A 22,950-nucleotide genomic window follows, 5' to 3' on the forward strand; every position below is an offset into this window, starting at 1 on the left:
AGCGAACAGGTTTCACCAAACAAGAAATACAAAGCCGATATTGCTGTTTGAAATTTGGAAAGGAGGTGCAGACTTGAAAGCGGATTCAGCAAGTGAAGCGGTTCTGCGGATGAAGACGCCGGAGCAGATCCGGACGAAAAAAAAGTTTTGGCAGACGCAGCGCTTCAAAAATAATCTCCCTTTATGGGTGATGTTCCTTCCGGTGATCGCCTTTTACCTGGTCTTTAAGTACGCGCCGATGGCGGGTCTGGTGATCGCGTTCAAAAACTACACGTTTTACGAAGGCGTCTTCGGCAGCCAGTGGGTCGGTTTCGATAATTTCACCAATTTGTTTACCCAGGCGCAGTCGCTGCAGATTATCCGCAATACGCTGGTGCTCAGCGTCCTGTCGGTCGTCGTGGCTTTTCCGTTCCCGATCGCGCTGGCGATTATGCTGAACGAGGTGCGCAACAAATATTTTAAAAAATCAGTCCAGACGCTGGTTTACCTGCCGCATTTTTTCTCCTGGGTTATCGTGGGCGGACTCGTGATCACGCTTTTTTCCCAGACCGGCGTGGTGAACGCCCTGGTGACCAAAATCTTCGGCGAACCGTTCCCGTTTATGTTTGAGGAATGGTCGTGGGTAACCATTTTTCTTGGCTCGGGCATCTGGAAGGACGCCGGCTTCAACGCCATCATTTATTTGGCCGCGCTTACGTCGATCGATCCGAGCTTGTATGAAGCCGCCAGCATGGACGGCGCAGGCAAATGGAAGCAGATTCGCCACATCACGCTGCCCGGCATCAGCCCGACAATTGTCATCATGCTGATTCTGGCGATGGGCCGGGTAATGGAAGTTGGCTTCGACCAGGTGTATGTGCTGCAAAACTCCATTGTGTCAGGTATTTCCGAGGTCATCAGCACCTACATTTACGCCATCGGCCTGCAGGGCGGACAATTCAGCCTTACCGCCGCGCTCGGCATGTTCGACTCGCTGGTCGCGCTGACTCTGGTGCTTATATCGAACGCCATCGCCCGCCGGTTCAACAAGGGATTGTGGTAACGGGAGGATTTTATGCAAAGTACAAGAGGAGAAAAAATCTTTTACGGCTTCAACTACGTTCTGCTGTCGCTTGCCGGCATCCTGTGCCTGCTTCCGCTGGTGCATCTAGCGTCTCTGTCGCTGAGCGGCAAGGATGCGGTGCTGTCGGGATTCGTGACGCTTTGGCCCAAAGATCTTACGCTGGAGTCGTACACCACGCTGTTTAACGGAACGCCAATTCTCCGGTCCTTCGGCAACAGTCTGCTGATAACCTGCGTCGGCGTGGCGCTCAGCATGATCTTTACGATTTTTGCTTCGTATCCGCTGTCCCGGCGCGATTTCTACGGCCGCCGTCCGCTGACGCTGGCGATCGTGTTTACGATGCTGTTCAGTGGCGGCCTGATTCCGTCATACCTCGTAATCAGCAGCTTGGGTATGGTGGACTCCTACGCGGCGCTCTGGCTGCCCGCTCTGGTCAGCACGTATAATATGATGATCATGCGTTCGTTTTTCGAGAACATTCCCGAGGAGCTGGTGGAGGCGGCCCGGATCGACGGGTCGGGCGAATGGCGGCTGCTTGCCGGCATCGTGCTGCCGCTGTCCCTGCCGGTGCTGGCGACGATTGCGCTTTTTTACGGCGTGTATTACTGGAATTCGTTCTTCAATGTCCTGATCTATATGAACAGTCCGGAGAAGTTCAACCTCACCGTGCTGATTCAGCAGATGGTCAAAAGCCAGTCAGTCCTCCAGGAGCTGAACAGTATGGAGGCGCAGGAGGCCGTCAATATTACGCCGGAAGGCATCAAGGCTGCCGGCATTATGGTGATGGTGATTCCGATGCTGGTTGTGTACCCGCTGCTGCAGCGTTATTTTGTCAAAGGCGTAACGATTGGCGCGATCAAAGGATAACCGGGACCGCCAAGTATAGATAACACTAGCACATTCAAGGGAGGCTGTTTAACAAGATGTCCAAACCAAACGGATGGAAAAAGGCGGGTTCTGCCGCCATGGCGGCACTGCTGCTCACCCTGACTCTGGCCGGCTGCGGCGGAGACGGAAATTCGGCTTCAGGGAATGCAGGCGGCAACGCGGGCTCCGGTGCGGAGGGGGAAAAACGCGGTTCGATCAACGTTTCGCTTTATGACCGCGGAACGGTTCCGGCGGAGGAAGGCACGATGGCGGATAACCGCTGGACGAAGTGGGTCAACGAAAACGGCCCGGTTAATGTCAAATACACAACGGTGCCCCGGTTTGAGTCGATTCAGAAATTCAACGTGCTGTTTGCGTCCAAACAGGCGCCGGATTTGATTTTTGAATTTGATACCGCTTACTTGGGCCAGTTGTACAACCAGAAGCAGCTGCTGCCGCTCGATGATCTGATCGAGAAAAACAGCACGGATTACAAGGCGATGCTGGAGAAGTATCCCGCGCTGCGCAAAGCCGGCACGATGGCCGACGGCAAGCTGTATATGGTCGGACGCCCGATGCAGCTGGCGCCGCAGCACTACCTGTTGATCCGGGCCGACTGGCTGAAGAAGCTGGGCCTTGAAGCGCCGAAGACGCCGGAAGAGCTGCTGAATGTAGCCAAAGCGTTTACCGAACAGGATCCCGACGGCAATGGACAAAAAGATACGCTCGGCAGCGGTCTCAGCTTCGTCGCCGGCATCATTTATCATCATATGTTCGGCACGCCTTTTACACTGTTTGGCGAGGACCAGTACCCCTGGATCGTCAAAGACGGCAAAGTCGTCAATGACTGGGACCGCATCAAAGCGGCTGTCGCCTTCCAGAAGCAGATGTATGATGCGGGCGTCGTCGATAAGGATTTTGTGACCGATAAAAATGGCGAAAAGCAGAAGCAGGACTGGATTGCCGGCAAGCTGGGCATCTTCGGCAGCAATGGCGCCGACGTAAGCTCCTACGAGTCGCTGAAGAAAAACGTGCCGGATGCCGAGGTGATTGCGATCCCGCTGCCCAAAACTGAATTCGGCCAGTTCAGCCCGCTGCTGTCCAACCCGGTGCAGATGACTGCCGGTGTCAACGCCGCGGCCAAAGATCCGGAATCGGTCATGGAAATGATCGATTTTATGGTAACGGACGAATACACGAATACGATTGAGAACGGGATTGAAGGCGAGCATTACAAGAAGGCTGCCAACGGCTGCGCCGAGAACATCGATCCCGACAAAAACAAAAAAGAACGTGACTACAACCGCGACATGAACATGCTGCGTCCGCTGATCGGACCGTGCTACGGGCTTAAAAACAAGGTGAATCCTACGCCTGCGGAGCAGGATTTTATCAAAATTTATGAACAGGCCGAGCAGGCGTACATGAACCCTGAAACGCCGATGCCGGGTATTACCCAAACCGCTTACCTGCCGCTGCTGCCGCAGGATCTGGTGCAGATCAAGACCAATGCGTTCAAGACGATCATGGATATGGCGATGCAGACGATCGTCAGCGGCGGAGCCGATGCGCCGGACAAATTTATTCAGGACGCCAAAGCGGTATGGGACAAAGCAGGCGGCGCCAAAGTGGATGAGTTTTACCAGAAGTGGTACGACGAGAACAAAGACAAAGCCATTTTGATGAAAGACATTTACGAGATGGGCAAAGAAACAGCGGAAGCCAAATAATTCGAGACCAAACGGACCGGAAGCGTTGAGCTTCGCACCGGACTCCCCCTGGGATCATCGGGGGAGAGAGGCGGCGCGGAGCTTTGCGGCCGGTTCACGGGAGGGCACACAGGTTGAACGAGCAGGTCAGACGTTTATTGGAACGGAGCTTTGCGCGTGAGGCGGAAGGCATCGTGGTGGAGGAGGGACTGGTGCGGTACGACCGGCCCGGCCATACGAAGCAGGCCTCCCGTCTGGATGTATGCCACGAGGGGCGGTACTCCGCCGGATATTATGCTTTTGGAACGTTGCTGGACAAAATTGATGAGGCGTCCGGCTTGGCAACGCTTGAGGCGCTGTCGGGGATGCAGATCACGGTCCCCGGCCACCCGGATTACGGCGGATTTTTGTGGTATCGGGAAGAGGCGTTTATTCAGGACTCCAATGCGGCGTTTTTTATCTTGATGCCGCTGGTCACCGTTCGTCTCTGCAAGCCCGATGCGCTGCCGGAAGGGCATATCCGCAAAATGGACGAAATGCTGCGCCATGCCGCCGCCTGGTTTTCGAAGGAGTGCCGGACGCCGGAAATTTATTATCCGAACAAAACGATGAGCGACGGCGCCATGCTGCTGGCTATCGCGCATTTGGTAAATGAGCCGGATTATCTTGAAGAAGGGATCGCCTTTTTCCGGCGTTGGGTGGAGTACACCGTCCGCAGAGGCTGGGGTTGGGGTGAAAACATCAGTCTGGTCTATCAAGGCGTTATGCTGAACGCTTTGTCCATTGCCACCCGGATTTTGCGGGAACGGGACACGGAGCTGGCGGACCGGCTGCTCCGGCTGATGGATGAGCTGAAATCCATACTGAGATTCCACGGCGGAGAGGAACTGGTGCCGTCGATCCGCAGCTATAATTTTCAAGGCGAAACGAAGCGTGTCAGCCTGCTCTGGCCGATTGCGGGCGTCACGGGAATCGGCGGGCTGGCGGAGCATCCGTTTTCGATCAATGACTTTGTAACGCTGCTGCTGTTTGAGCGGGAACTCGCCGAATCGGATTCAGCCGCAGCCGGTCCGGAGCAGGCGGGTTGGGCTAGTCCGGGCGGCCCCGGCGGCTCCAACAGCCCCGGTGGCCCCGATCCGGTTAATCCGTCTCGCCCGGATCTGCCGGTTCCGCGGGTGCGGGAGGAGCGGATTTTTGACACGGCCCGGTCGTACAGCTGGATCGGCCGGAATAGCCGGCTGGGCAGCATTAACCGGTTCCCGGTCATCCCCGGCAGCTACCAGCACCCCTCTTGGGGGCTGGGGTGGCAGAGCTTTCCCGTAAGCTTCAGCGTGCGTGAGGAGCAGGTGGCTTTTCTTCGCTGGTATGTGGATGACGGGGAAACCGTGCGCACCCATCCGGCGGAAGCGTACCGGACCGCCTACCTGATGCCCGCGCTGTTTGCCGAACCGCTGTATCCCGAAGTGGAAACGCGGACGGCTCAGCGGGACAATGCGCTGCTGGTTCTGCGCAGCATGAGCCGGATCCATAACCAGGCGGCCGAAATTGCAGACGAATGGGTGATTCACCGGTTTAAAGGCGCGGTGGAGTCAGTGGTTACGGGCTCCGGGCGGGAATGGCTGGTACTGCGGTATCCGCACTGCGCGGTAGCCGTTACGGCGCTGCGGAAGGTTGCCGCAGACGATGAAACGCGTAACGAAGGCGAAATGACCGTCGAGCGGGAAGAGGGGCGGATCAAGCTGCGGCAGGTGCTGTACGCTGGACCCGCCGAGCGCCTGGACCGGCTGCGAGTGGAATCCGGCTGGGCCGTGATTTGCCTGGACGACTGTGCGGAGGAGGAGGATGCTGCCGGGCGTCTGGAGGCTGTTTCCATCGAAGACGAAACGCCGGATGACCGCGAAGTGCCGCGCGAACCGCTAACGCTGCCCCGCCGAATTCGTTTGCGGACAGGTGCGGAGGAGCGGGTGAGCCTCGTAGTAGACCCTTACGAAACGCAGCCGCATTATTGAAAGATGCGGCTGCGCACTGTCCGGCGCTGCCGGCCGTTGTTCTATAAAAGACAAGTCGTTCTGGATGCCGTCGTTAGATGCTTGACCAATTCGGGAAAGGTGGCGACCAATGAAGAAGAAGATTTGGCAACGGAGAATTGTATGCGCTATCATGGCGTCAATGCTGCTGGGAAGTGCACCGGTTCCGCAAGGGCATGCCTCGGAGGCTGAGCGCCTGGCGGGTGAGGTTTCGGCAGAGCTTCCGGCACAAGCGGGCGAACCGGAACACACAGCTTTGGCCGAACCGGCAAGCGGAGTTTCAACGGAACCAGGCCCCTTTTCCCCTTCGGGTGGAAAGGTGCAGAAGGCCTCCGCCAATCGGGAGCCGGTTACGCAAGCAACGTATTCAGACAATCAGCTGAAGCTGGAAGAAACCTTTGAGGCTTACACTGTCGGCGCCAAGCCTGCGGGCTGGACCATCAAACCTCCGCCTGCTGGGGTTAAGGTGGCGGTAGCTGAATGGGAAGGTTATGAGGGCAGGCTTCTGAGCTTTGAGCAGCTGAACAAAACGGCCGACAGCTATCAGGTTACCCGGAGTGTAACCGATGTGACGTACCGGAGCATGCTGAGCTACAAGTTTCGGACCGAGCAATCGGATGCTGTAATTTACCTGCCCTCGCCGAAGTCCGGCGCAGTGACGTTGGCTAAATTCGCCATCTACAGCGGAAAGATCAGCTATATGAAAAAAGGAGCCGGTTCCTGGACGGCGCTCGCTCCGGTAGCGGCCGGGCAGTGGCACGACATCCGGGTGGCGCTTGACGGGCAGAGCCATACGTTTGATGTATCGATTGACGGACAGCGGCTGCTCACCAAAGAACCGATGGCCGAAGGCGGGCCGATGGACGCCTTCTATACGGGATTTTATAAGGATGCGGTCGGCCGGTTCGGCATCGACGACATTCGCGTAAGCGGATACACTCCGGCGGTAAGCGCCCATTTCTCGCAGGAGAGCTATGAATTAAGAAGAGGCGCGAGCATGCCGCTGCCGCTGGGATTTGTGCCTGCAGACGCCACAGAGCAGAACGCCGCCTGGGCGAGCAGTGACGAGAAGGTGGCGAAGGTGAACGGTGTCGGCGTTGTTACCGGGGTGAAAGGCGGCAGTGCGGTCATCACCGCGAAACCGAATGAAGGAATTCCTTCCGTTACAACAAGCGTCTATGTGTACGAGATTCCAATCACCGATATCACGCTGGAGCCGGTAGAGCGCCCGGTTCCGGCAGGCTCACGGGTCCTGCTGAAGGCGGTGTTAACACCCGAAGACAACACGGACACCGGCCTAAAGTGGGGCACTGAGAATCCGGCAGTCGCCACGGTGGACGAATACGGCGAGCTGACGGGTATCGCGCCGGGCACAACGACTGTTTACGTGACCGATGAAACCGGCAAAGTCCGCAGGGACATTCCCGTCACCGTAGTAGGGCGAACCGTAGGCCATGAGCTGTACGTCTCGCCGAAAGGCAAAGACACGAACAAAGGGACCAAAAGCTCGCCATTCCAGACCATCGGGCGGGCGCAGCAGGAGGTCCGCCGGCTGAATGCGGACATGGAGGCCGACATTGTCGTAAACCTCAGAAAAGGCACTTATACGCTGACGGAGCCGCTGAAGTTCGGGCCGGAAGACTCGGGAACCAACGGGTATTTTATCACGTACCGGAGTTATCCGGGGGAACAGGCTGTAATCAGCGGCGGACGGACAATTACCGGCTGGAAAAAATACGACAAGGAGCGCGGCATCTACCGGGCGAATGTAGGCAAACTGGAGACGCGCCAGCTGTTTGTTGACGGTGTGCGGGCGGTCCGCGCCCGCAGCGAAGGCGGCCTGACGAATGCGGTGAAGACCGCGGCGGGATACACGTCGGATGATACGCAGCTGGCGGGATGGAACAACATCGAAGACATGGAGATGTCGTTCCATGATCTGTGGACCCACTCCCGTGTGAAAATCGAGTCCATCGCCGAAAGCGGCGGCAAGGCACAGATTAAGCTGAAGGAACCGGGCTGGAGCGCTGTGGCGAACCGGGGGCTGACCTCGGCCACGCTGCCGGTCTACTATGAGAATGCTTACGAGCTGCTGGACCAGCCGGGCGAGTGGTATTACAACCGGCAGGAAGGCATGCTGTATTACATGCCGCGCGCGTGGGAGAAGTTGTCCAAAGCGGAAGTCATCGCGCCGGAACTGGAGCAACTGGCGACCGTATACGGGGAATCGGCCGACAAGCCGGTCCGCAATCTGAATTTTGAAGGCCTGACGTTTGCGTACACGACCTGGATGCGGCCAAGCACCGATTGGGGCCACTCGGATTCGCAAAACAATCATTTGCGGTATCCCGGCACACCCGATGAACTAACCCCTGCGGCGCTGATGCTGGAGTTGGCCAACACGGTCAATTTTAAAAACAACGAATTCACCAAGCTGGGTATTACTGCGGTCCGGATGCAAAACGGCGTGCAGAACAGTCACGTTCAGGGCAACCGGTTCTACGATATTTCGGGCAGCGCGCTGAATGTCGGCCAGCCCAATTCCTCCGTGCGGGACATTTACCATCCTGAGGACGACCGGCTGCTGATGAAAAATAACGATGTGCTGAATAATGTCATTCATGACATCGGAGTGGATTACAAATCCGCTTCCGCCGTGTCTGCCGGGTACCCGGTCGATATGGATATTACGCATAATGAAATGTACAATCTGCCATACAGCGGCACGCATATCGGCTACGGCTGGGATAAGCTGTTTGACGCCGCAACCAAAAACGTGAAGATTGAGCACAATCTTGTTTACGATCTGATGGGAATGGGATTAAGGGACGGAGGGGCATTCTACAGTCTCGGCCCGACGGGTGGCACCCCGGATAATAAAAACGCCGTGCGGAATAACTACGTCCGCAATCAAATGGACGGCAACGCGGTGCTGTACACGGACGAAGGCTCTACGTACTGGAAGTTCGAACGCAACGTCATAGACCTGAAAGAAGCGCCGCAGTGGCATACAGCTATGCGCTGGGCGATGGCTTACGTCAAGACCATTCACGACGTGGAGTTCGTGAACAACTATACAACGACGGACGGCATCACGAATAATGGCGGGGAGAACGTAATTTTTGAGAATAACAAGGTGGTGCCGGATGCCGATTGGCCCGAAGAGGCCAAGCAAATTATCGCCAGCGCCGGACTCCAGCCGGAGTTCGCGCAGCTGCAGGAGGGTATAGTCAGCCGCTGGACCGTAGATAAGGTGAAGCTGGCGGTCAAGGGTAAAGGCAAAGCTGCCGTCACGGCCTGGAACGGAAAAGATGAAATCCAGAAGACGAAAACCAGCGAATTTTATTACTGGATAGCCGATCCCACGATTGCCAAAGTGGACAAAAAAGGCAAGCTGACCGGACTCAAGCAGGGACGTACCAAGCTGATCATAAGCATTCTGAATGGTTCGGTGCTGCGTACGCTGGAAACCGACGTTCTTGTCGGCGATACGCTTGCCAACCTTCAGCTGGAAGGGCATGACGGCAATGTGGCTTACGCCCGGGAAGGCGCTACCTTACAGCTGCATCCGTACGGCCAGACGCTGTTCGGCGAGCGGGAAGAGTTGGACGCGGGAACGGTGCGTTATGAAATCAGCGATCCCGGGGTGGCGACGGTAAGCGCGGACGGGAAACTGACGGCGCATGAAGCCGGAACGGCGACCTTGACGATGAAGGCGGACTATCTGGGCGCGGAGACGGAAGGCACGTACGAAATTATCGTATGGAATACGGCAACCCAAAACGATCATCCGCTGGATGAGGAGCTAAGCGATGCGGACGGCTGGTACGTCTCGGCTAACGCCAATCCGGTGAAGCAGGTTGGCGAAGGCCGGATCACGCTGATGGCGCCGGGCGGACATGCGATTTACCAGAACCGCAAATACCAGAATGAGCTGCTTGATTTTACGTACAAAATCAACGATGTGCCGGCGTCCACCAGCTGGTACGCGCTGATGCTGAACAATCAGAGCAAAGAGCAGGCGTACAACGTCGGCAGCATGTACTTGACCGTCTTCGGCACTAACGGGATTGAACTGCACCGGTTCAACAACGGGGCCCGGACCGTCATTTACGGCAAAATCGACGGCCTGCCCAGCATCGGCGGCGGCCCGATTCCGAATACGGTGCTGAAGTACGGCCAAGAGCACCGGATCCAGATGGGCGCGTTCCAGGAGGAAGCCGGCGTCCGGCTCATCTTCAAGGTGGACGGGAAAGAAGTTTATAATTACCTAGACACCGGGGAAAAGGCCATCGGCGAAGCAGGGTATTTCGGAGTGATCTCCCGCAATACGAGCACTGAAATCGGCTTGAGCGGCGGCGAGCCCGGACGCTGAAAAGGAGGCAAGCGGCAGGCGCACTTTCGCTATAGCGGATGTGCGCTTTCCCGCTGTTTTTTCGGCATCCTAACGGCTGGGGGGAAGGCGTAAATTCTGGCCGTGTGTTTTTGTAAATGCTGCCTTACTATAGTAAAGAGAGAGCGGGCCGCATTCCGTATGCGGACGCTGAACCAAACAACGAACCGGCTGCCGGCTTTACAGGGGATGAATCCGATGCACAAAAAATGGCTCTACCGCTTGATCTTATCCTATCTGCCCATTTTGTTCGCCGTTGTATTCTGCCTGATCATTTTGTTTTTTCTGACGCTGAATGAAACGATCGAGAAGCAGACCGCGCAGGCCAACGAGGTTTATGCGGAAAATGTCATGCAAATCGTCGATACAACGCTGCGGAACATCGAAACGCCGATGATCAAAAGCCTGCTGCTCAACGATAAAGTGGAGCGTTATTTCAGCAGCCCGGGAGGACATGATCCTTACGGCGATTACGGGGTGACCGAGGTGCTGCTGGATTTCATGTCGCCGCTGCCCATGATCGACTCCGTGTATTTGTACCGGGAAGCGGACGGGAAGGTGCTCATGCAGCACTTTTCTTCCAGTCTGCCTGTTTTTGGCGACAAGGCGTTTATTGAAGCCTCCATGCCCGGCACTGCGCCTTACGCGTGGAGCGGATTACGCGGCCTGCATTTGTTCGCGGGTGAGGAGCAGCCGAAATCGGTGATTTCCCTGGTGAAGCTGGTGCCTTATTTTTCGGGAGAGCAGGGCCTCATTGTGGTTAATGTGCGCAAAGAGTCGCTGCAGGGGCTGATTCAGGATATGAACCAGGCCAACACCGAAGTCTGCCTGAAGGATGCGGAAGGGCGCAGCTTCGGCGGTTCGGAGGCCTGCGCGGACCCGGAGGGGCCCGCACCGGGCGCGGTCAGCCTTACTTCGGCTTACACGGGATGGACGGTTCAGGTCGGCATGGCAAGGCAGGGGATGTTTTCGCTATTGTCGTCTTTTTCCAACCTGTGGGCGCTGCTTGGTTTTGTGGCGATTATCGGGGGAATTGCGGCCATGACTTACATCAGCCACCGGCATTACCGCCCGCTTGGCGAAGTCATGAGTCGGATTCACACCTTTGGCGAAAAAAACAGCCCCGCCTGGCTGCCGCAGGCGAAGGACGGCGATGAGTTTTCTTTTATCGGGCATGCGCTGGAAAATCTGATCGAACAAACGAACAGCTACGAAAAGCAGCAGGAAGAAGGGATGCTCTACCTGCGTTCGCATTTTTTTAAACAGTTGCTGGAGAGCAGCGAGGACATTTCCACCGAGCAGTGGACGCGGGAAGCGCAGCGGATGGGGTTGTCCGGAGAATTCGAGCAGGCGGTGGCGGGAGTGGTCGAGATTGACTTTTATGAGTCGTTTACGACGGAGTATTCGCCGCGCGACCAGTCGCTGTTCAAGTTCACCCTGCGCAGTGTGATGGAGGAGATTGCGGACCGGGAGGGCGAATCCCTGTGGACGGAATGGGTGGGCCCAAGCCGGCTTGGCCTGCTGTACCGGTCGGCAGGAGAATATACCGGACCGGCCGTACCCGGGAAAGTGCTTGCTATGGCCGAAAGCGCGCGGGTTTGGGTGAAGGATCATGTGAAATTTACCGTCACCTTTGGCTTCGGCGGGCAGGTAAGCGGTCTGCGCGGCTTATCGGGTTCCTACCGTCAAGCGCTGGAATCGCTGGACCGCAAAATCACAGACGGACCCAACCGGGTGTATGTCCCGGCGGCAGAGGATGCGGTGCGCCCGCCAGCCGAAGGAATGGATGTGCTCGTGCAGGCCATCCGCGATGGAGCGCAGCTGTACCGGCTCGGCAATGCCGATTGGGAGCCGATGATGGAGCGGATGTTTGCGCTGATGGCTTCGGGCTCGTATTCCAAAGAAGATATCGTCCGGCTGCTGCAGCTGCTGGAGAGCCAGTTGGCAAAAGAGATGCAGGAGCTGCCTCAGCCGCTGCGGGAAGTGTGGGACAGCGGCGGCCTGCGCGGCATCCCGCGTTCCGCTGAGGCGTTCGAATGGATTGAGGAGCTGCGCGCTCCGCTGCTGGATTCGCTGCGGGAGATGGAGGAGCGTGTCCGCGAGCTGCGGATGAACCGGGAGCATTACAATCTGGCCAACCGGGTCCGGGAGTTCGTGGCGGAGCATTACGCCAATCCGGACTTCTCTTTGACGCATGTCAGCGAGACGTTTGCGATGAACACGAAGACGCTGAGCCGGATTTTTAAGGAGGAACTTGGCGAGAATTTCGTCGATTACTTGGCCCGGCTGCGGATGGAGGAGGCAAAGCGGCTGCTGCGTGAGACCGACGAGCCGGTGCAGAGCGTCGCCGAGAAGGTGGGCTACCTGTACCCGATGTCGTTTATTCGGGTGTTCAAGCGGCTGGAGAACATGACGCCGGGCGAATACCGGAAAGAACGGGACGGATAGGCGGACACAAAAAGAGTTGGACGGATAGGCGGACACAAAAAGAGCTGGACGCATAGGCTGACATGATAAAAAGCTGCCCGCCCGGCCGTCAATAAGACGGCGGAGGAGCAGCTTTTTTGTGCGGTCATTTTTAGACTAAGAGCCAAGCTGATTGGCCCGGTAGGCTGACGGGGTACAGAGGAACACCTTTTTAAACTGCCGGGTGTAATAATTCTGGTCCCGAAACCCGCTGTCCATGGCCACCTGGGCGATCGTCAGCTCCGGATTGCGCAGCAGTGTGCAGGAGTAATCCAGCCGTTTGCGGATCACGTAGTCCATCGGGGTCGTCTGATAATTGCGGGTGAACACGCGCAGAAACTGCCGGGTCGACAGGTAAGCCATGTCCGCCATATCCTGTAATGTAATCGGCTGCAAAAAATGCTCCTCGATAAACGTAATCGTCTCGGCGATCCGCATCGCCTTATTCTCCGATTTGCCGCTATTGTCCTGGTAATACCGGGAGAGCATCCCGACCAGCGCCGTAAAATACGTACGGATCATGAGCCGGTAACCGTCCGGCTGACGGTCATGTTCATCCAGAATGACATCGAGCATACGAGTGACCTCCGCGAGCTGCGGAGGAGAGAGCGACAGCATGCCCTGGTAATACATCTCTTTACGGTAAAAGGGTTCGATATAAAAAAGCGCCTGAAAGCCCGGCAGCAGCCGCAGTTCGGGAAGCTGGAGCAGCTGTTCGGGCTGGAACATGACATTGACGTACTGGATATTGTGCACGTCCTTGTAGCCGTGGGAGACATCGCCGTGAATCAAGAAAACCTGGCCGGCTTCGACCGGGTATTCCCTCCCTTCAATGATGTGGACGGCTTGTCCCGACAGGATCACCACCAGCTCGGAAAAATCATGGCTGTGGACGTAATAATCATGGGTCAGCGGACATTTTTGAATCCGGAAGGTAAACCCCGGCTCCAGTCCGATATCGCGCGCATACAGTTTGTTCGTCATGGCATTATTATGCGAAAAGCGGAGGGGGGCGTCAAGCGGCGGACAGAAAAGTGTTAAGGAGGACAGCGGAATGGGGGCTATGACAGCAGAGCTTCAAGGGGCAGCGCGATGCCAAGCAGCAAACCGGCAGCCAACTCGGCTGCCGGTTGTTGAATTTTATTGAATACTACCATGTATTCCAACCGCTGGTTTTTTGATACTGGCGTAATAATTCATATTTTTGTTCACGCATTAACTGTTTCATTCTGGTTCTATATCTGCGGTAATCCCATCTTCTAAAGGTGGTACCTTCTTTGTTGTAATGAACGCTTTTTATTCCTTTACGAAAATCTCTCAGCTTTTCTCTTCTGGGGTCTTTATGTTTCTTGGTTGAACGCTGCTCTTTTTTTAACTTACGATCATGATTATAAATCTTCATCCCCGCTGTGCCGGGTTGGATTTTGGCTGTTAGCAGCCATTAATACGGCACAACTAATAGAAGAAGACCCTTGGATTAATCACTTAATCACCCCACATGATTATAGAATAAATGCTTATTCTAACACTTTCATCATATACGGAGACCACACCTTTTGCAAAAGCGCAATTCCCTCATCAATACGCTCCAACGGGATGCCGCTGAAACCAACCATAAAGGATTTGCGGACGGTTTCGGGGGGAGGGTTCCAGAAAAAAGCAGCCGATGCGACCCGTATACCCGCCTCCTGAGCCAACCCTAGTAGATACGCTTCCGGTAAAGAAGAGCAGACCTGAAGCACCACATGCAGGCCTGCACTGTCTCCGCGGATCACCGCGTATTCCCCGAAATGCCGTTCGATGGAGGCGCACAGCTGCCGGTTCTTTTTCCGGTAGAGATTCCGCATTCTGCGGACATGGCGCTCAAAATACCCGTCTTTGATAAACCGCTCCAGCACCCGCTGATGGGTCCGGGAAGAGGAAGCTTCGAACATCAGATCCCGCCGGAGGTCATGATAGCGGACGGCCAGCCGCTCGGGCAGCACCATATAGTGGATGCAAAAGTCCGGGGCAAGCACTTGGGAAAAACCGCCCAGATAGATGACATGGTGATTCGGGACTAGCCCCTGCAGCGAGGGAATCGGCCTGCCCTGGTAACGGAATTCGCCGCCGTAATCATCTTCGAGGATGTAGCCGTCCACCGCCTTGGCCCATTCAAGCAGCTCCAGTCTGCGTCCGACCGGCATCACCATGCCCATCGGGAACTGGTGAGAGGGCGAGACGCTGACCACCCGGGCGGCGCTGTGCCGGAGCAGATCGGGGCGAAGCCCGTTTTCGTCCAGGGCAACGGGTTGGGCCCGGTAACCCGCTGCCCGGAATGTAGCCGGAATAATCCGGTAGCCGGGATCCTCGAACGCGATGCAATCGGTGTGCGTTTGCAGCAGCAGCGCAAGGTGGTGGACCAGGACATGCTGTTCGGCGGCTATGACAATCCGCGAGGGGTCACAGACGACACCGCGAAACTGACGAAGGTAACCGGCAACCTCTGTCCGCAGCCCAAGCTCCCCTTGAGCTTCGCCATAAAACAGCAGGTCCGCATTTTCAGGCCGGAACAGCTGATGGTGCAGTTTTTTCCAGACGGAGAAGGGGAAAAGGCTGAAGTCGTTTTTGGATAGGTGAAAATCGTATGTATATTCCCGGGCAGGCTGCGGAGCGGGCTTGGCCTCGGCACTCTGGGCTTGGCTTCGGCTGGCGGTTTGTCCGGCGGTTTGCACGGCGCTCGGCCCGGAAGTCTGTCCGGCGCTTTGCCTGGCGCTCAGCCTGGCAGTCTGTCCGGCACCCAGCCAATTGACCTCGCCAGTGTCCTGTCTCGCGGTCGGCCCGGCGTTTTGTTCTGCGCTTCGTCCTGTGGCCGGCTCGTTGTTTTGCACGGCGCCCTGCCCGCGGCTCCATTCTGCGCTTTGTCCGCTGGCTTCCGCTTCACGCTGCACATTTCCTCCGCCAAGCGTTCCATAAGGCTCCGGCAGTTTAGCGACATAATAACCTTTTCTTGGCCGGCTCTCGACGAACCCTTCCGCAATCAGCTGCTGATAGGCGAGCTCAACGGGTGTGGCGCTCACCGCCAAAAACTCGGCAAGCTTGCGGATGGAAGGCAGCCGGCTGTTCTCCGCCATCACTCCGCTGATGATCTCCTGCTTGATGTTTTCGTAAATTTCCATGTAACGGTAGCTTCTGCGGGCCCCTGAAGAGGTAGGCAAAACTGAATCTGAAAAAGTATACATAGTTCCTCCGCGGGTACTGTGGATGAATAACTGTCCTTTTATTTTAAACTAATTTGTATATTTTGTAGTATACAGTAACCTGTTATATTGGGGTGGACAAAGAATTTGAAAAGGGTGAAGGGCATGAAATACGCCAGATTTTTGGAAGGACAAAAGGTCTATTTGCGCCCGATTGGCGCGGAGGATACAGAGTGGTATTACCACAGCCTGTATGATTCCGAGACACGAAAGCTGACAGGCACGCAGCGGCAGTACACCAAAGAAAGTATAGCCGCGTATATCGAACGAAAAAGCCAGGATGATTCCAGTGTGCTGCTCCTGATTGCATTGCGGGACAACGATGAATTGATTGGCGACATCGCGCTCCAGGACATCGACGTCTATAACCGGAACTGCAATATCCGGGTCGCCATCAATTCGCAGGCGCAGACAGGAAAAGGATATGGTTCCGAAGCGATAAGGCTGATGCTGGATTACGGCTTCGGCATTCTGAATATGCACCGGATTGAACTGAACGTATTCGACTACAACTCCCGTGCGATTCATGTGTATGAGAAACTCGGGTTTAAGCGGGAGGGCATTCAGCGGGAGGCGCTTTTTTATAATCATGCGTATCATGACTCCATCACCATGAGCATTCTGGAGCACGAGTTCCGGGCGGTAAATGGTATTGGGGATCGTCAGTGATATCTTACGTCCAGGTCTGTCCTGGCCGGGAGCAGCCGGGATCAAACTTTGCATGGTTGGCATAAATCCGCATAGACCACATAAATACGAGCTAACCAATTCATCAGTAACTGGGAAAAAAATTGAAGCAGCGGCAGCTTGGAACCAGAGCAATTAAGGTTCTGAAGCTGCCGCTGTTTTTGTATAAACAAAGTGCTGATTCAGGACGGATTAACGGCCACTGGGCCTCTCGTCACGACTGCATTTTTTCCAAAGGAATATTCCAATCAGCCCCAAATTATTGCCGGAGGTTTATGGATCAGCACGGTTTTGTAAGGCAGTCCATCCTGCAGGAGGCCAAAGAGCGTGTCGTACAAATCTTTTTTGATCATCGCGATCATGTACCAGTTGCATTCGGGATATTCCGGATAATCCCTGTTTCCGGTTCGGATGTTTTCATACAGAAGCAGCTTGGAAAGGTCTCCGCACCGGTCCGTCCATACCGGATGAACAGCCTTTCTGGATACAAAAATGCCGTTTTTTGCCCGGGATTCCTTTTTCTTAAAGGTACAGTTCAGAACTGTTTCCAGCTTGTCCATCAGTGCGCGATCATCATCGGCCACATGTTCAAAACCAAATACATAGTTATCGTAGCTGCTAAACAGCCTGTCCGTAAATTCTTCAAAATTACCGGCAAGGCGGGACACCATAAATTCTTCCGTATTCAAATGGATGATGGGAGGTTCGCCGTGAGGACCGCACTCGCGGTAATCAAAGCAGTACAGATCAAAACCGTCCCCGCCAAAAGGAAGCAGGGCTTCCGGCAGTTCCCATTCCTCCGCGGTTTCCAGGCTGTTCAAAATCCCTCCGGTTTCTTCACCGATCCCTTCAATTTCATTTATTGTGTATTGACCTTCATCGTCGTCAAGGAAGCCGTCAAATCGAAGATTGCCCCCGTTATACTGCGTGGACAACAGTTCAAGATAAGATGCCGGCAGCGATACCTTCAGAGTCTTTTCCGCGTGTTCGATCATCTGTTTGGTAAGAGGGGGTTGGGTATTATATTCACTTTCTTCCAGCAGATACTTTCTCATCAAAATGCCTCCCAAGGTTGGTATAGGGTGATTAAGCGGCAGGATTATTCCTTGTTGTTTGCTGTTTGGTTAACTTGGCAGAGTTGGCCGATTTAGTTAATTTGTTGAATTTGGACGAATTGAAAAAATTGGCTGATCAGCCCGCTAGCGCCAAAAAATCCGGTTCAATTATCTATCTTCTCAGCTTCCTGATTCGTTTTCAACCTGCTTTGAGCGCAGAAGGGCAGGAGGATGTCTGCTGCGGGCTCTCACCGAATGACCGCCGGTCCTAAGTGTCAGGTAAACCCCACGTCGTTATAATGCTAAAGAAGGTCCCGATCGTCAAGGAATCGGATACGTTCTTCCGGTAACATAAAGAGGACGAAGGAGAAGGAAAGTGAACGAGGAGGTGCGATAGATGCATCGTTGTTTATACCGGGCCGAATGTGCCGAAGGGGTAGAGGCAGAGACGTTTTTTCGCTCAGTGAGAGACCGGGCGGAAACGGTAGCGGAACAGCGGGCCGTCACGGTGCTCGGTTTATTCGGCTGTGACCGGAGTCTGTTTTTGTATTACGAATGCGAAGGGGACAAGGCGCGGCCCGAGGAGCTGTTTCCCGGCGCGGAGCAAGTGCTGCTGCCTTGGCCCGGGACAGGAGCACCGCGGCTGTGGGCGCCTATGATGGATATTTTTCATTACCAGCGGCCCGTTTCGCGGGAACATTGGAAGCGTATACACAACGGAGCGGTGGGATACGGCCGGATTGCGCTTCTCAAGCCGGACCAGGTGGCGAGCTACGTGTATTACCACTATCAATATCAGGAAGAACGTCCTGGAGACGGGGATAAATACGGGATCATCGGGCTGCATGAAAATCTGCTGTTTTTTTATTCTGAAACCCCCGCAACCCGGGAACCTGCTCCCTATAAAGGCTTATTGAACACTTCGCTGAGACCTGACGACTGGGCCGGCGTAATGGATCCGCATTTCAGCAAATGGGAAGGCGTGCCCGAAGGGGAGGAGATCTGGCTGAGATTGTCACCCATCCTGGAGCTGCGTTCCCCTCAATCTAAACAGGAGGAATCAAAAAGATGACACGGATGCAACTATGCCTCAATGGCGAGTGGGATTTCATGCCGATTTACGATCAGCCCGTCTGCCGGCGGCTGCCTGAGAAGCTCGTCTACGAACCGCGCAAAGTCCAGGTCCCGTCCAGTTGGAGGGGAGCTTACGAACCTGAGCCGGGCCGATTGTTCGGGGAGGTGCCGGAGCACGGCTACCGTCCAATGGACCTGTACGGGTATCCGCGGGAATGGGAGGCCGCCGAAGCGGGCGTGCTGCACCGCACTTTCCGGGTGCCGGTGGAGATGAAGGGCCGGCGTATTGTGCTGCGGCTGGACGGTATTATGCAAAAAGCGGCCGTTTACGTGGACCGTAAGGCGGCCGCGATTTGGGAGGACGGCTACCTGCCGCTGCGGCTGGATATTACCGCTCTGGTGCGGCCGGGGGAAGAACATCATCTGCATGTCGTGTGCGGCAGCTTCGACAAAACTTTGATTCCGTCCGGCCAAAAGAAGGTCACCGGCCTGACCGGCTCCTGGTACAGCTACATCTGCCGGGGGATCTGGCAGGATGCGTTCCTGGAGAGCTACCCCAAAACCGCGATCGAAGACGTCACCATCCGCACCCTGGTTCGCGGCGGACGGCTGGAAGTGGATGCGGTGATCGGCAGCGTGGAGGACGAGGGGCTGCGGGGAGGAGCAACAGGACCGGGCATTGCAGAGCTGGAGGAAGTGCCGGCGGTAACGGATACTGCACGGGTGCAGGGAACGTTGCGAACACCGGAAACTTCGGGAGCTAGTGGAGCCCCGGGAATAACGGGAGTGGCAGGAGCTCCGCGGACACCGGAAACGTTAGAACCTGGAGCACCCGGCACGGCCGCACCGCTCCGCCTGACGCTGAAGATTCGCTCCTGCTCTACCGGTGAGACGGTCATGCAGGCGGAAACAGCTGAGATGGCGGCAGCCGAAGGCCTGCCTAGACTATGCGAGAACATACAGGACGGCCCGGCCTGGGCGGCAGCCTTCCGGCTGGAATGGGATAACGCCAAGCTGTGGAGCCCCGACTCCCCCGAGCTGTATATGGCGGAGCTTGAGCTGTATGCCGGGGAAACCCTAATTGACCGGAAGGAAGAGCGGTTTGGCTTCCGGGAAATCTGGAGCGAAGGCCCCCGCTTCATGCTGAACGGCATTCCCGTGAATCTGCGCGGCGATTCGTGGCATTTTCAGGGCGGCGCCCAGCAGACGGAGGCGTATGTCCGCACCTGGTACCGGATGTGCAAGGAAGCCGGGGTGAACAGCATCCGGCTCCATGCCGAGCCGTATCCTGCCTATTACGTGTCCATCGCGGACGAAGAAGGCATGCTGATTGTCGATGAGACGGCCATTTACGGGTCCGGAAAAACCATGCAGGCCGACCACCCCGACTACATCGCGAACTGCCGCGCGCATATCCGCCGGCTTGTGGTCCGGGACAAAAACCATCCGTCCGTCATCATGTGGAGCATTCAAAATGAAATGCGCTGGGTGGACGGACGGGACGGCTACAAGCAGTATATTCCGGAGTTTATGGAGATTATCCGGAAGCTGGACCCGACCCGGCCAATGATCGTCGAAGGCGATAACCGGCTGCTGCCGAAGGCGCTGACGGAGGTGGAGAGCAGGCACTACAACATTGACGGCACCATTGGACAATGGGACCGCAGCGTGCCGCTGACCTTCGGAGAACATGGAGGCTGGTGGTATATTTGCCCGCAGAACAGCAGTATGTACGTTGGACTTGCGGCATACCGCCACACGGATGAAGCGGTGAAAGGGCTTGCTGAAAAAGAGCGTTTATTCGTGGAGCACGCAAGGCGTGAAGGCGTCAGCGGATTATCTACATTTAACTTCGCCCATTATTTCATGCGGGCGATGCCGGAGCGGGACATCGAACTGCCGCAGGGTGACCTCCAGACGCCTGGCGTGAAGCCCAAACGGATTCCGGCCTACTCGCTGTCGCTGAACAACGGTCTGCTGCCGGCCGGGTATCCGGCTTACCGCAAAAATCCGGCATGGGATATCCTGGCGGCCGCCTTTAAACCCGCGACGATTCTGGCTGCGGAGTACAACCGGTCTTTTTACGATGATGAGCCGATCCGCCGCAGCTTCGATGTCTACAACGACACGCTGTTGGACCGGGACGTCAAAGTCCAGATCCGGATTGAGCAAAATGGCCGGGCCGTGCACGACGAGACCTTTGCGTTTCGGCAGGCGCCGGCGGACCGCCGGCTGATCGGCGTGACCTGGACGCCGGAGCAGGTACAGGGGCAAGGGGAAGCGTCGTTTACGGCCGTCCTGTACCATGACGGCGCAGAGGTTCACCGACTGGAGCTGGCCTACCGGCTGTACCCGGCAGGCCTGAAAAGCCAGACGGTCGAAATCGGCCGCCGTTCGGTTTACCTTGGGACGGATAACGAATATGAGCGGATTCGCCGTTTCCTCCCGGCTTGCGGGCGGATCAAGGCGGAAGAACTGCCAGGGCTGCAGCCGGATGTTTTGCTGATCGTCGGCAGCGGGCAGGAAGACCCGGACGGCGGGCTGGAGCAGGCGCTGAAGGCTGCCCTGCGCAAGGGTGCGAAGCTGCTGCTGCTGGAGCAGCGCCACTTGTCGATCGGCGACCTGAAGCTTACCCGGCGCGGCTTCTTCCGGGCCCATGGGGGCAGCTACACGCATCCGGCACTTGCAGGCCTCGGCGATGACGACCTGATGTTCTGGCACGAAGCAATTACGGAAAACGGTCCGCTGCCAATCATCCAGGCGGCATTCGAAAAGCCGGAGACCGGCGATTTCCGGCTGCTGCTGGAATGCAGCGAAGGCGACTTCGGCGACGGGGGGGACCTGTGGTCTCCGATGCTCGAATACAAGAACGGCGAAGGCCGGTTCCTCGCCTGCCAGCTGGACATCATGTCCAACATGGACCGGGTGCCCCAGGCCTGTCTCCTGCTGCGTAATCTGCTGAGTTATGCGGGGCAGGCTGAAGCGAAGCCGCCGGTTAAAACCGCGGCCTGGGTCCGCGAGGACAGCGCCGCAGCAGCGTTCCTCGGACAGCTTGCGCTCGTTTTTGACCCGCTGCATCCCGGTGCGGATGTACCGCAGGAAGCTTACGGGCTGCTGATCGTTGAACCTTCCGTGCTGGAGACGACGGAAGCGGCCGCAGCGGCGCGCCGGTTCGCGGAGCGCGGCGGTCACGTAGTTGTATTGCCAGCCGAGCCCGGGCAGGAACAGGAGCTTGCCGCGCTGCTTGGCCGGGAGACGGAAATCCGGCCGCAGGAGACGTATCAGCTGGAGGCGGACGATCGTTTTGAAGCAGTGGGCGGCTTTAGTCCGGTTGATCTGTTCGGGTTCGACAAGGTGCATTTGTCCCCGCGTGAGGTGGTCAACCGGCCGCTGGCGCTGAACCGCATCTCCGTGCCGGGAGCGGATGTCTTGTGCCGGAGCATTGAAGGGACCGCATGGAAGGATTATTTTGTGCACCTCCGGACAGCGGAATACAGCCGGATTGCGCTGGTTGAGCTGAACAAGGACAAAGCCCGGACGCCCGGGGACTATGTCATTCAGACCGCCGCCGGAGCGGGAACGGTGATTTGTTCGCAAATCCTGACCGTGCCGGACAGCGCCAAAAGCGTCCGGCTCTACAGCCGGCTGCTCGCCAATCTGGGCGCGGCGTTCCATGACGGGTTATTGGAGCGCCAGAAGGGCGATGCCGAATGGGCCGTGGAAGCGGTAATGGCGCTGCCCTGTCCGCCACATGTCGCCTACGAGGAAATGAAGGCGTATTACACTGATCCCGAGTTCTCGCTTAACAATCTGGGAGAAGGCCTGTACGGCTGGATGAAGAAAAAAGAGCGGGGTCCTGCTGACGGCAAATTCCACATCCCGTCGCCCGGCGGTCAGCCGTGGTTCTTCAGCTGCTTTGTGCACGTTCCGCGGGAAGCGGGCGGCGAAGGCACTACGGAAAGCGCCATGGAAAGGAACCTCAACGTCGACGGACAAGGACGTGAGGCCCAGCTCCGCATTTTGACCGGCCGGCCGTATGCCGTCTACATCAACGGGAAGCTTGTGGGCGAACCCGAGGCGGGCTTCCGGCTGCGGACAGGCGTGAACCGCCTGATCGTCATCGTCCAGAGCGGGGAAGAGGACCTGTCTCTCGGCATGGTGTTTATGAATCCGGACGGCACCTACATGAACGATTTGAGCTATCGGATGACGATGGACGAGGTTGAACCGAAATAACCGGCACTGCCGTTCGCGCTGGGAGGCTTGGGCGGCAGACTTCCGGGCAGAGACGGCTCCACAGTGCTTTAGGCAGTGAGGCTATGCCGCTCATATGCAAGTAACGCCGTCCGAAGGAATCCGGGGCAGTATCG

13 protein-coding genes are annotated in these 22,950 nt (G+C 56.7%); 9 read left to right on the top strand and 4 right to left on the bottom strand.

Annotation, left to right across the window (positions count from 1 at the left end; genetic code table 11):
* Positions 1-109: 109 nt before the first annotated feature.
* From ACE6ED_RS01930 to ACE6ED_RS01955, 6 genes are all read left to right on the top strand, one after another.
* A complete protein-coding gene (locus tag ACE6ED_RS01930; RefSeq protein WP_410825392.1) occupies positions 110-1,042 on the top strand; it encodes an ABC transporter permease in 933 nt (310 codons plus the stop codon).
* Positions 1,043-1,054: 12 nt separating this feature from the next.
* Positions 1,055-1,930 (top strand): carbohydrate ABC transporter permease, encoded by an 876-nt coding sequence (locus ACE6ED_RS01935; RefSeq protein WP_410825262.1) that lies wholly within the window; start codon positions 1,055-1,057, stop codon positions 1,928-1,930.
* Between the two features lie 56 nt (positions 1,931-1,986).
* On the top strand, positions 1,987-3,660 hold the full coding sequence (locus tag ACE6ED_RS01940; RefSeq protein WP_410825263.1) for an extracellular solute-binding protein: 1,674 nt from the start codon (positions 1,987-1,989) through the stop codon (positions 3,658-3,660).
* A gap of 113 nt (positions 3,661-3,773) precedes the next feature.
* Positions 3,774-5,648 (top strand): hypothetical protein, encoded by a 1,875-nt coding sequence (locus tag ACE6ED_RS01945; RefSeq protein ID WP_410825264.1) that lies wholly within the window; start codon positions 3,774-3,776, stop codon positions 5,646-5,648.
* 109 nt (positions 5,649-5,757) lie between these two features.
* Positions 5,758-10,041, top strand: coding sequence for an Ig-like domain-containing protein (locus tag ACE6ED_RS01950; RefSeq protein ID WP_410825265.1), 4,284 nt, complete (start codon positions 5,758-5,760; stop codon positions 10,039-10,041).
* A 216-nt stretch (positions 10,042-10,257) separates the two neighbouring features.
* Positions 10,258-12,507, top strand: coding sequence for a helix-turn-helix domain-containing protein (locus ACE6ED_RS01955; protein WP_410825266.1), 2,250 nt, complete (start codon positions 10,258-10,260; stop codon positions 12,505-12,507).
* Between the two features lie 135 nt (positions 12,508-12,642).
* On the opposite strand, the gene ACE6ED_RS01960 is transcribed toward ACE6ED_RS01955, so the two are convergent.
* The 3 genes from ACE6ED_RS01960 to pdxR all read right to left on the bottom strand — a co-directional run bounded on the left by ACE6ED_RS01960 (position 12,643) and on the right by pdxR (position 15,683).
* Complete coding sequence (locus tag ACE6ED_RS01960; protein WP_410825267.1) at positions 12,643-13,509, bottom strand: helix-turn-helix domain-containing protein; 867 nt, start codon at positions 13,507-13,509, stop codon at positions 12,643-12,645.
* A 166-nt stretch (positions 13,510-13,675) separates the two neighbouring features.
* On the bottom strand, positions 13,676-13,927 hold the full coding sequence (locus ACE6ED_RS01965) for a hypothetical protein (RefSeq protein WP_410825268.1): 252 nt from the start codon (positions 13,925-13,927) through the stop codon (positions 13,676-13,678).
* Between the two features lie 115 nt (positions 13,928-14,042).
* Positions 14,043-15,683, bottom strand: a complete 1,641-nt coding sequence (gene pdxR / locus ACE6ED_RS01970) for a MocR-like pyridoxine biosynthesis transcription factor PdxR (RefSeq protein ID WP_410825269.1) — start codon at positions 15,681-15,683, stop codon at positions 14,043-14,045.
* A 186-nt stretch (positions 15,684-15,869) separates the two neighbouring features.
* On the opposite strand from pdxR, the gene ACE6ED_RS01975 reads away from it, so the two are divergent.
* Positions 15,870-16,433 (top strand): GNAT family N-acetyltransferase, encoded by a 564-nt coding sequence (locus ACE6ED_RS01975; RefSeq protein WP_410825393.1) that lies wholly within the window; start codon positions 15,870-15,872, stop codon positions 16,431-16,433.
* 266 nt (positions 16,434-16,699) lie between these two features.
* Here the strand turns inward: ACE6ED_RS01975 and ACE6ED_RS01980 are convergent, their stop codons facing one another.
* Positions 16,700-17,506, bottom strand: coding sequence for an SMI1/KNR4 family protein (locus ACE6ED_RS01980; protein WP_410825270.1), 807 nt, complete (start codon positions 17,504-17,506; stop codon positions 16,700-16,702).
* A gap of 397 nt (positions 17,507-17,903) precedes the next feature.
* On the opposite strand from ACE6ED_RS01980, the gene ACE6ED_RS01985 reads away from it, so the two are divergent.
* Both ACE6ED_RS01985 and ACE6ED_RS01990 read left to right on the top strand, forming a co-directional pair.
* The gene (locus tag ACE6ED_RS01985; protein ID WP_410825271.1) at positions 17,904-18,578 is read left to right on the top strand and encodes a hypothetical protein; all 675 of its coding nucleotides are present in this window, start codon (positions 17,904-17,906) and stop codon (positions 18,576-18,578) included.
* A complete protein-coding gene (locus ACE6ED_RS01990) occupies positions 18,575-22,816 on the top strand; it encodes a glycoside hydrolase family 2 protein (RefSeq protein ID WP_410825272.1) in 4,242 nt (1,413 codons plus the stop codon). Before ACE6ED_RS01985 ends, ACE6ED_RS01990 begins: the two co-directional genes overlap by 4 nt.
* Positions 22,817-22,950: the final 134 nt, after the last annotated feature.

This window comes from Paenibacillus nanchangensis, assembly GCF_046543445.1.
GTDB lineage: Bacteria > Bacillota > Bacilli > Paenibacillales > Paenibacillaceae > Paenibacillus_AQ > Paenibacillus_AQ nanchangensis.

Excerpts from the sequence above, each read along its gene's own strand:
- ACE6ED_RS01930 (WP_410825392.1), top strand. The coding sequence starts at position 110 with ATGAAGACGCCGGAGCAGATCCGGACGAAAAAAAAGTTTTGGCAGACG.
- ACE6ED_RS01935 (WP_410825262.1), top strand. The coding sequence starts at position 1,055 with ATGCAAAGTACAAGAGGAGAAAAAATCTTTTACGGCTTCAACTACGTT.
- ACE6ED_RS01940 (WP_410825263.1), top strand. The coding sequence starts at position 1,987 with ATGTCCAAACCAAACGGATGGAAAAAGGCGGGTTCTGCCGCCATGGCG.
- ACE6ED_RS01950 (WP_410825265.1), top strand. The coding sequence starts at position 5,758 with ATGAAGAAGAAGATTTGGCAACGGAGAATTGTATGCGCTATCATGGCG.
- ACE6ED_RS01955 (WP_410825266.1), top strand. The coding sequence starts at position 10,258 with ATGCACAAAAAATGGCTCTACCGCTTGATCTTATCCTATCTGCCCATT.
- ACE6ED_RS01960 (WP_410825267.1), bottom strand. The coding sequence starts at position 13,509 with ATGACGAACAAACTGTATGCGCGCGATATCGGACTGGAGCCGGGGTTT.
- ACE6ED_RS01965 (WP_410825268.1), bottom strand. The coding sequence starts at position 13,927 with ATGAAGATTTATAATCATGATCGTAAGTTAAAAAAAGAGCAGCGTTCA.
- pdxR (WP_410825269.1), bottom strand. The coding sequence starts at position 15,683 with ATGGAAATTTACGAAAACATCAAGCAGGAGATCATCAGCGGAGTGATG.
- ACE6ED_RS01975 (WP_410825393.1), top strand. The coding sequence starts at position 15,870 with ATGAAATACGCCAGATTTTTGGAAGGACAAAAGGTCTATTTGCGCCCG.
- ACE6ED_RS01980 (WP_410825270.1), bottom strand. The coding sequence starts at position 17,506 with ATGAGAAAGTATCTGCTGGAAGAAAGTGAATATAATACCCAACCCCCT.
- ACE6ED_RS01985 (WP_410825271.1), top strand. The coding sequence starts at position 17,904 with ATGCATCGTTGTTTATACCGGGCCGAATGTGCCGAAGGGGTAGAGGCA.
- ACE6ED_RS01990 (WP_410825272.1), top strand. The coding sequence starts at position 18,575 with ATGACACGGATGCAACTATGCCTCAATGGCGAGTGGGATTTCATGCCG.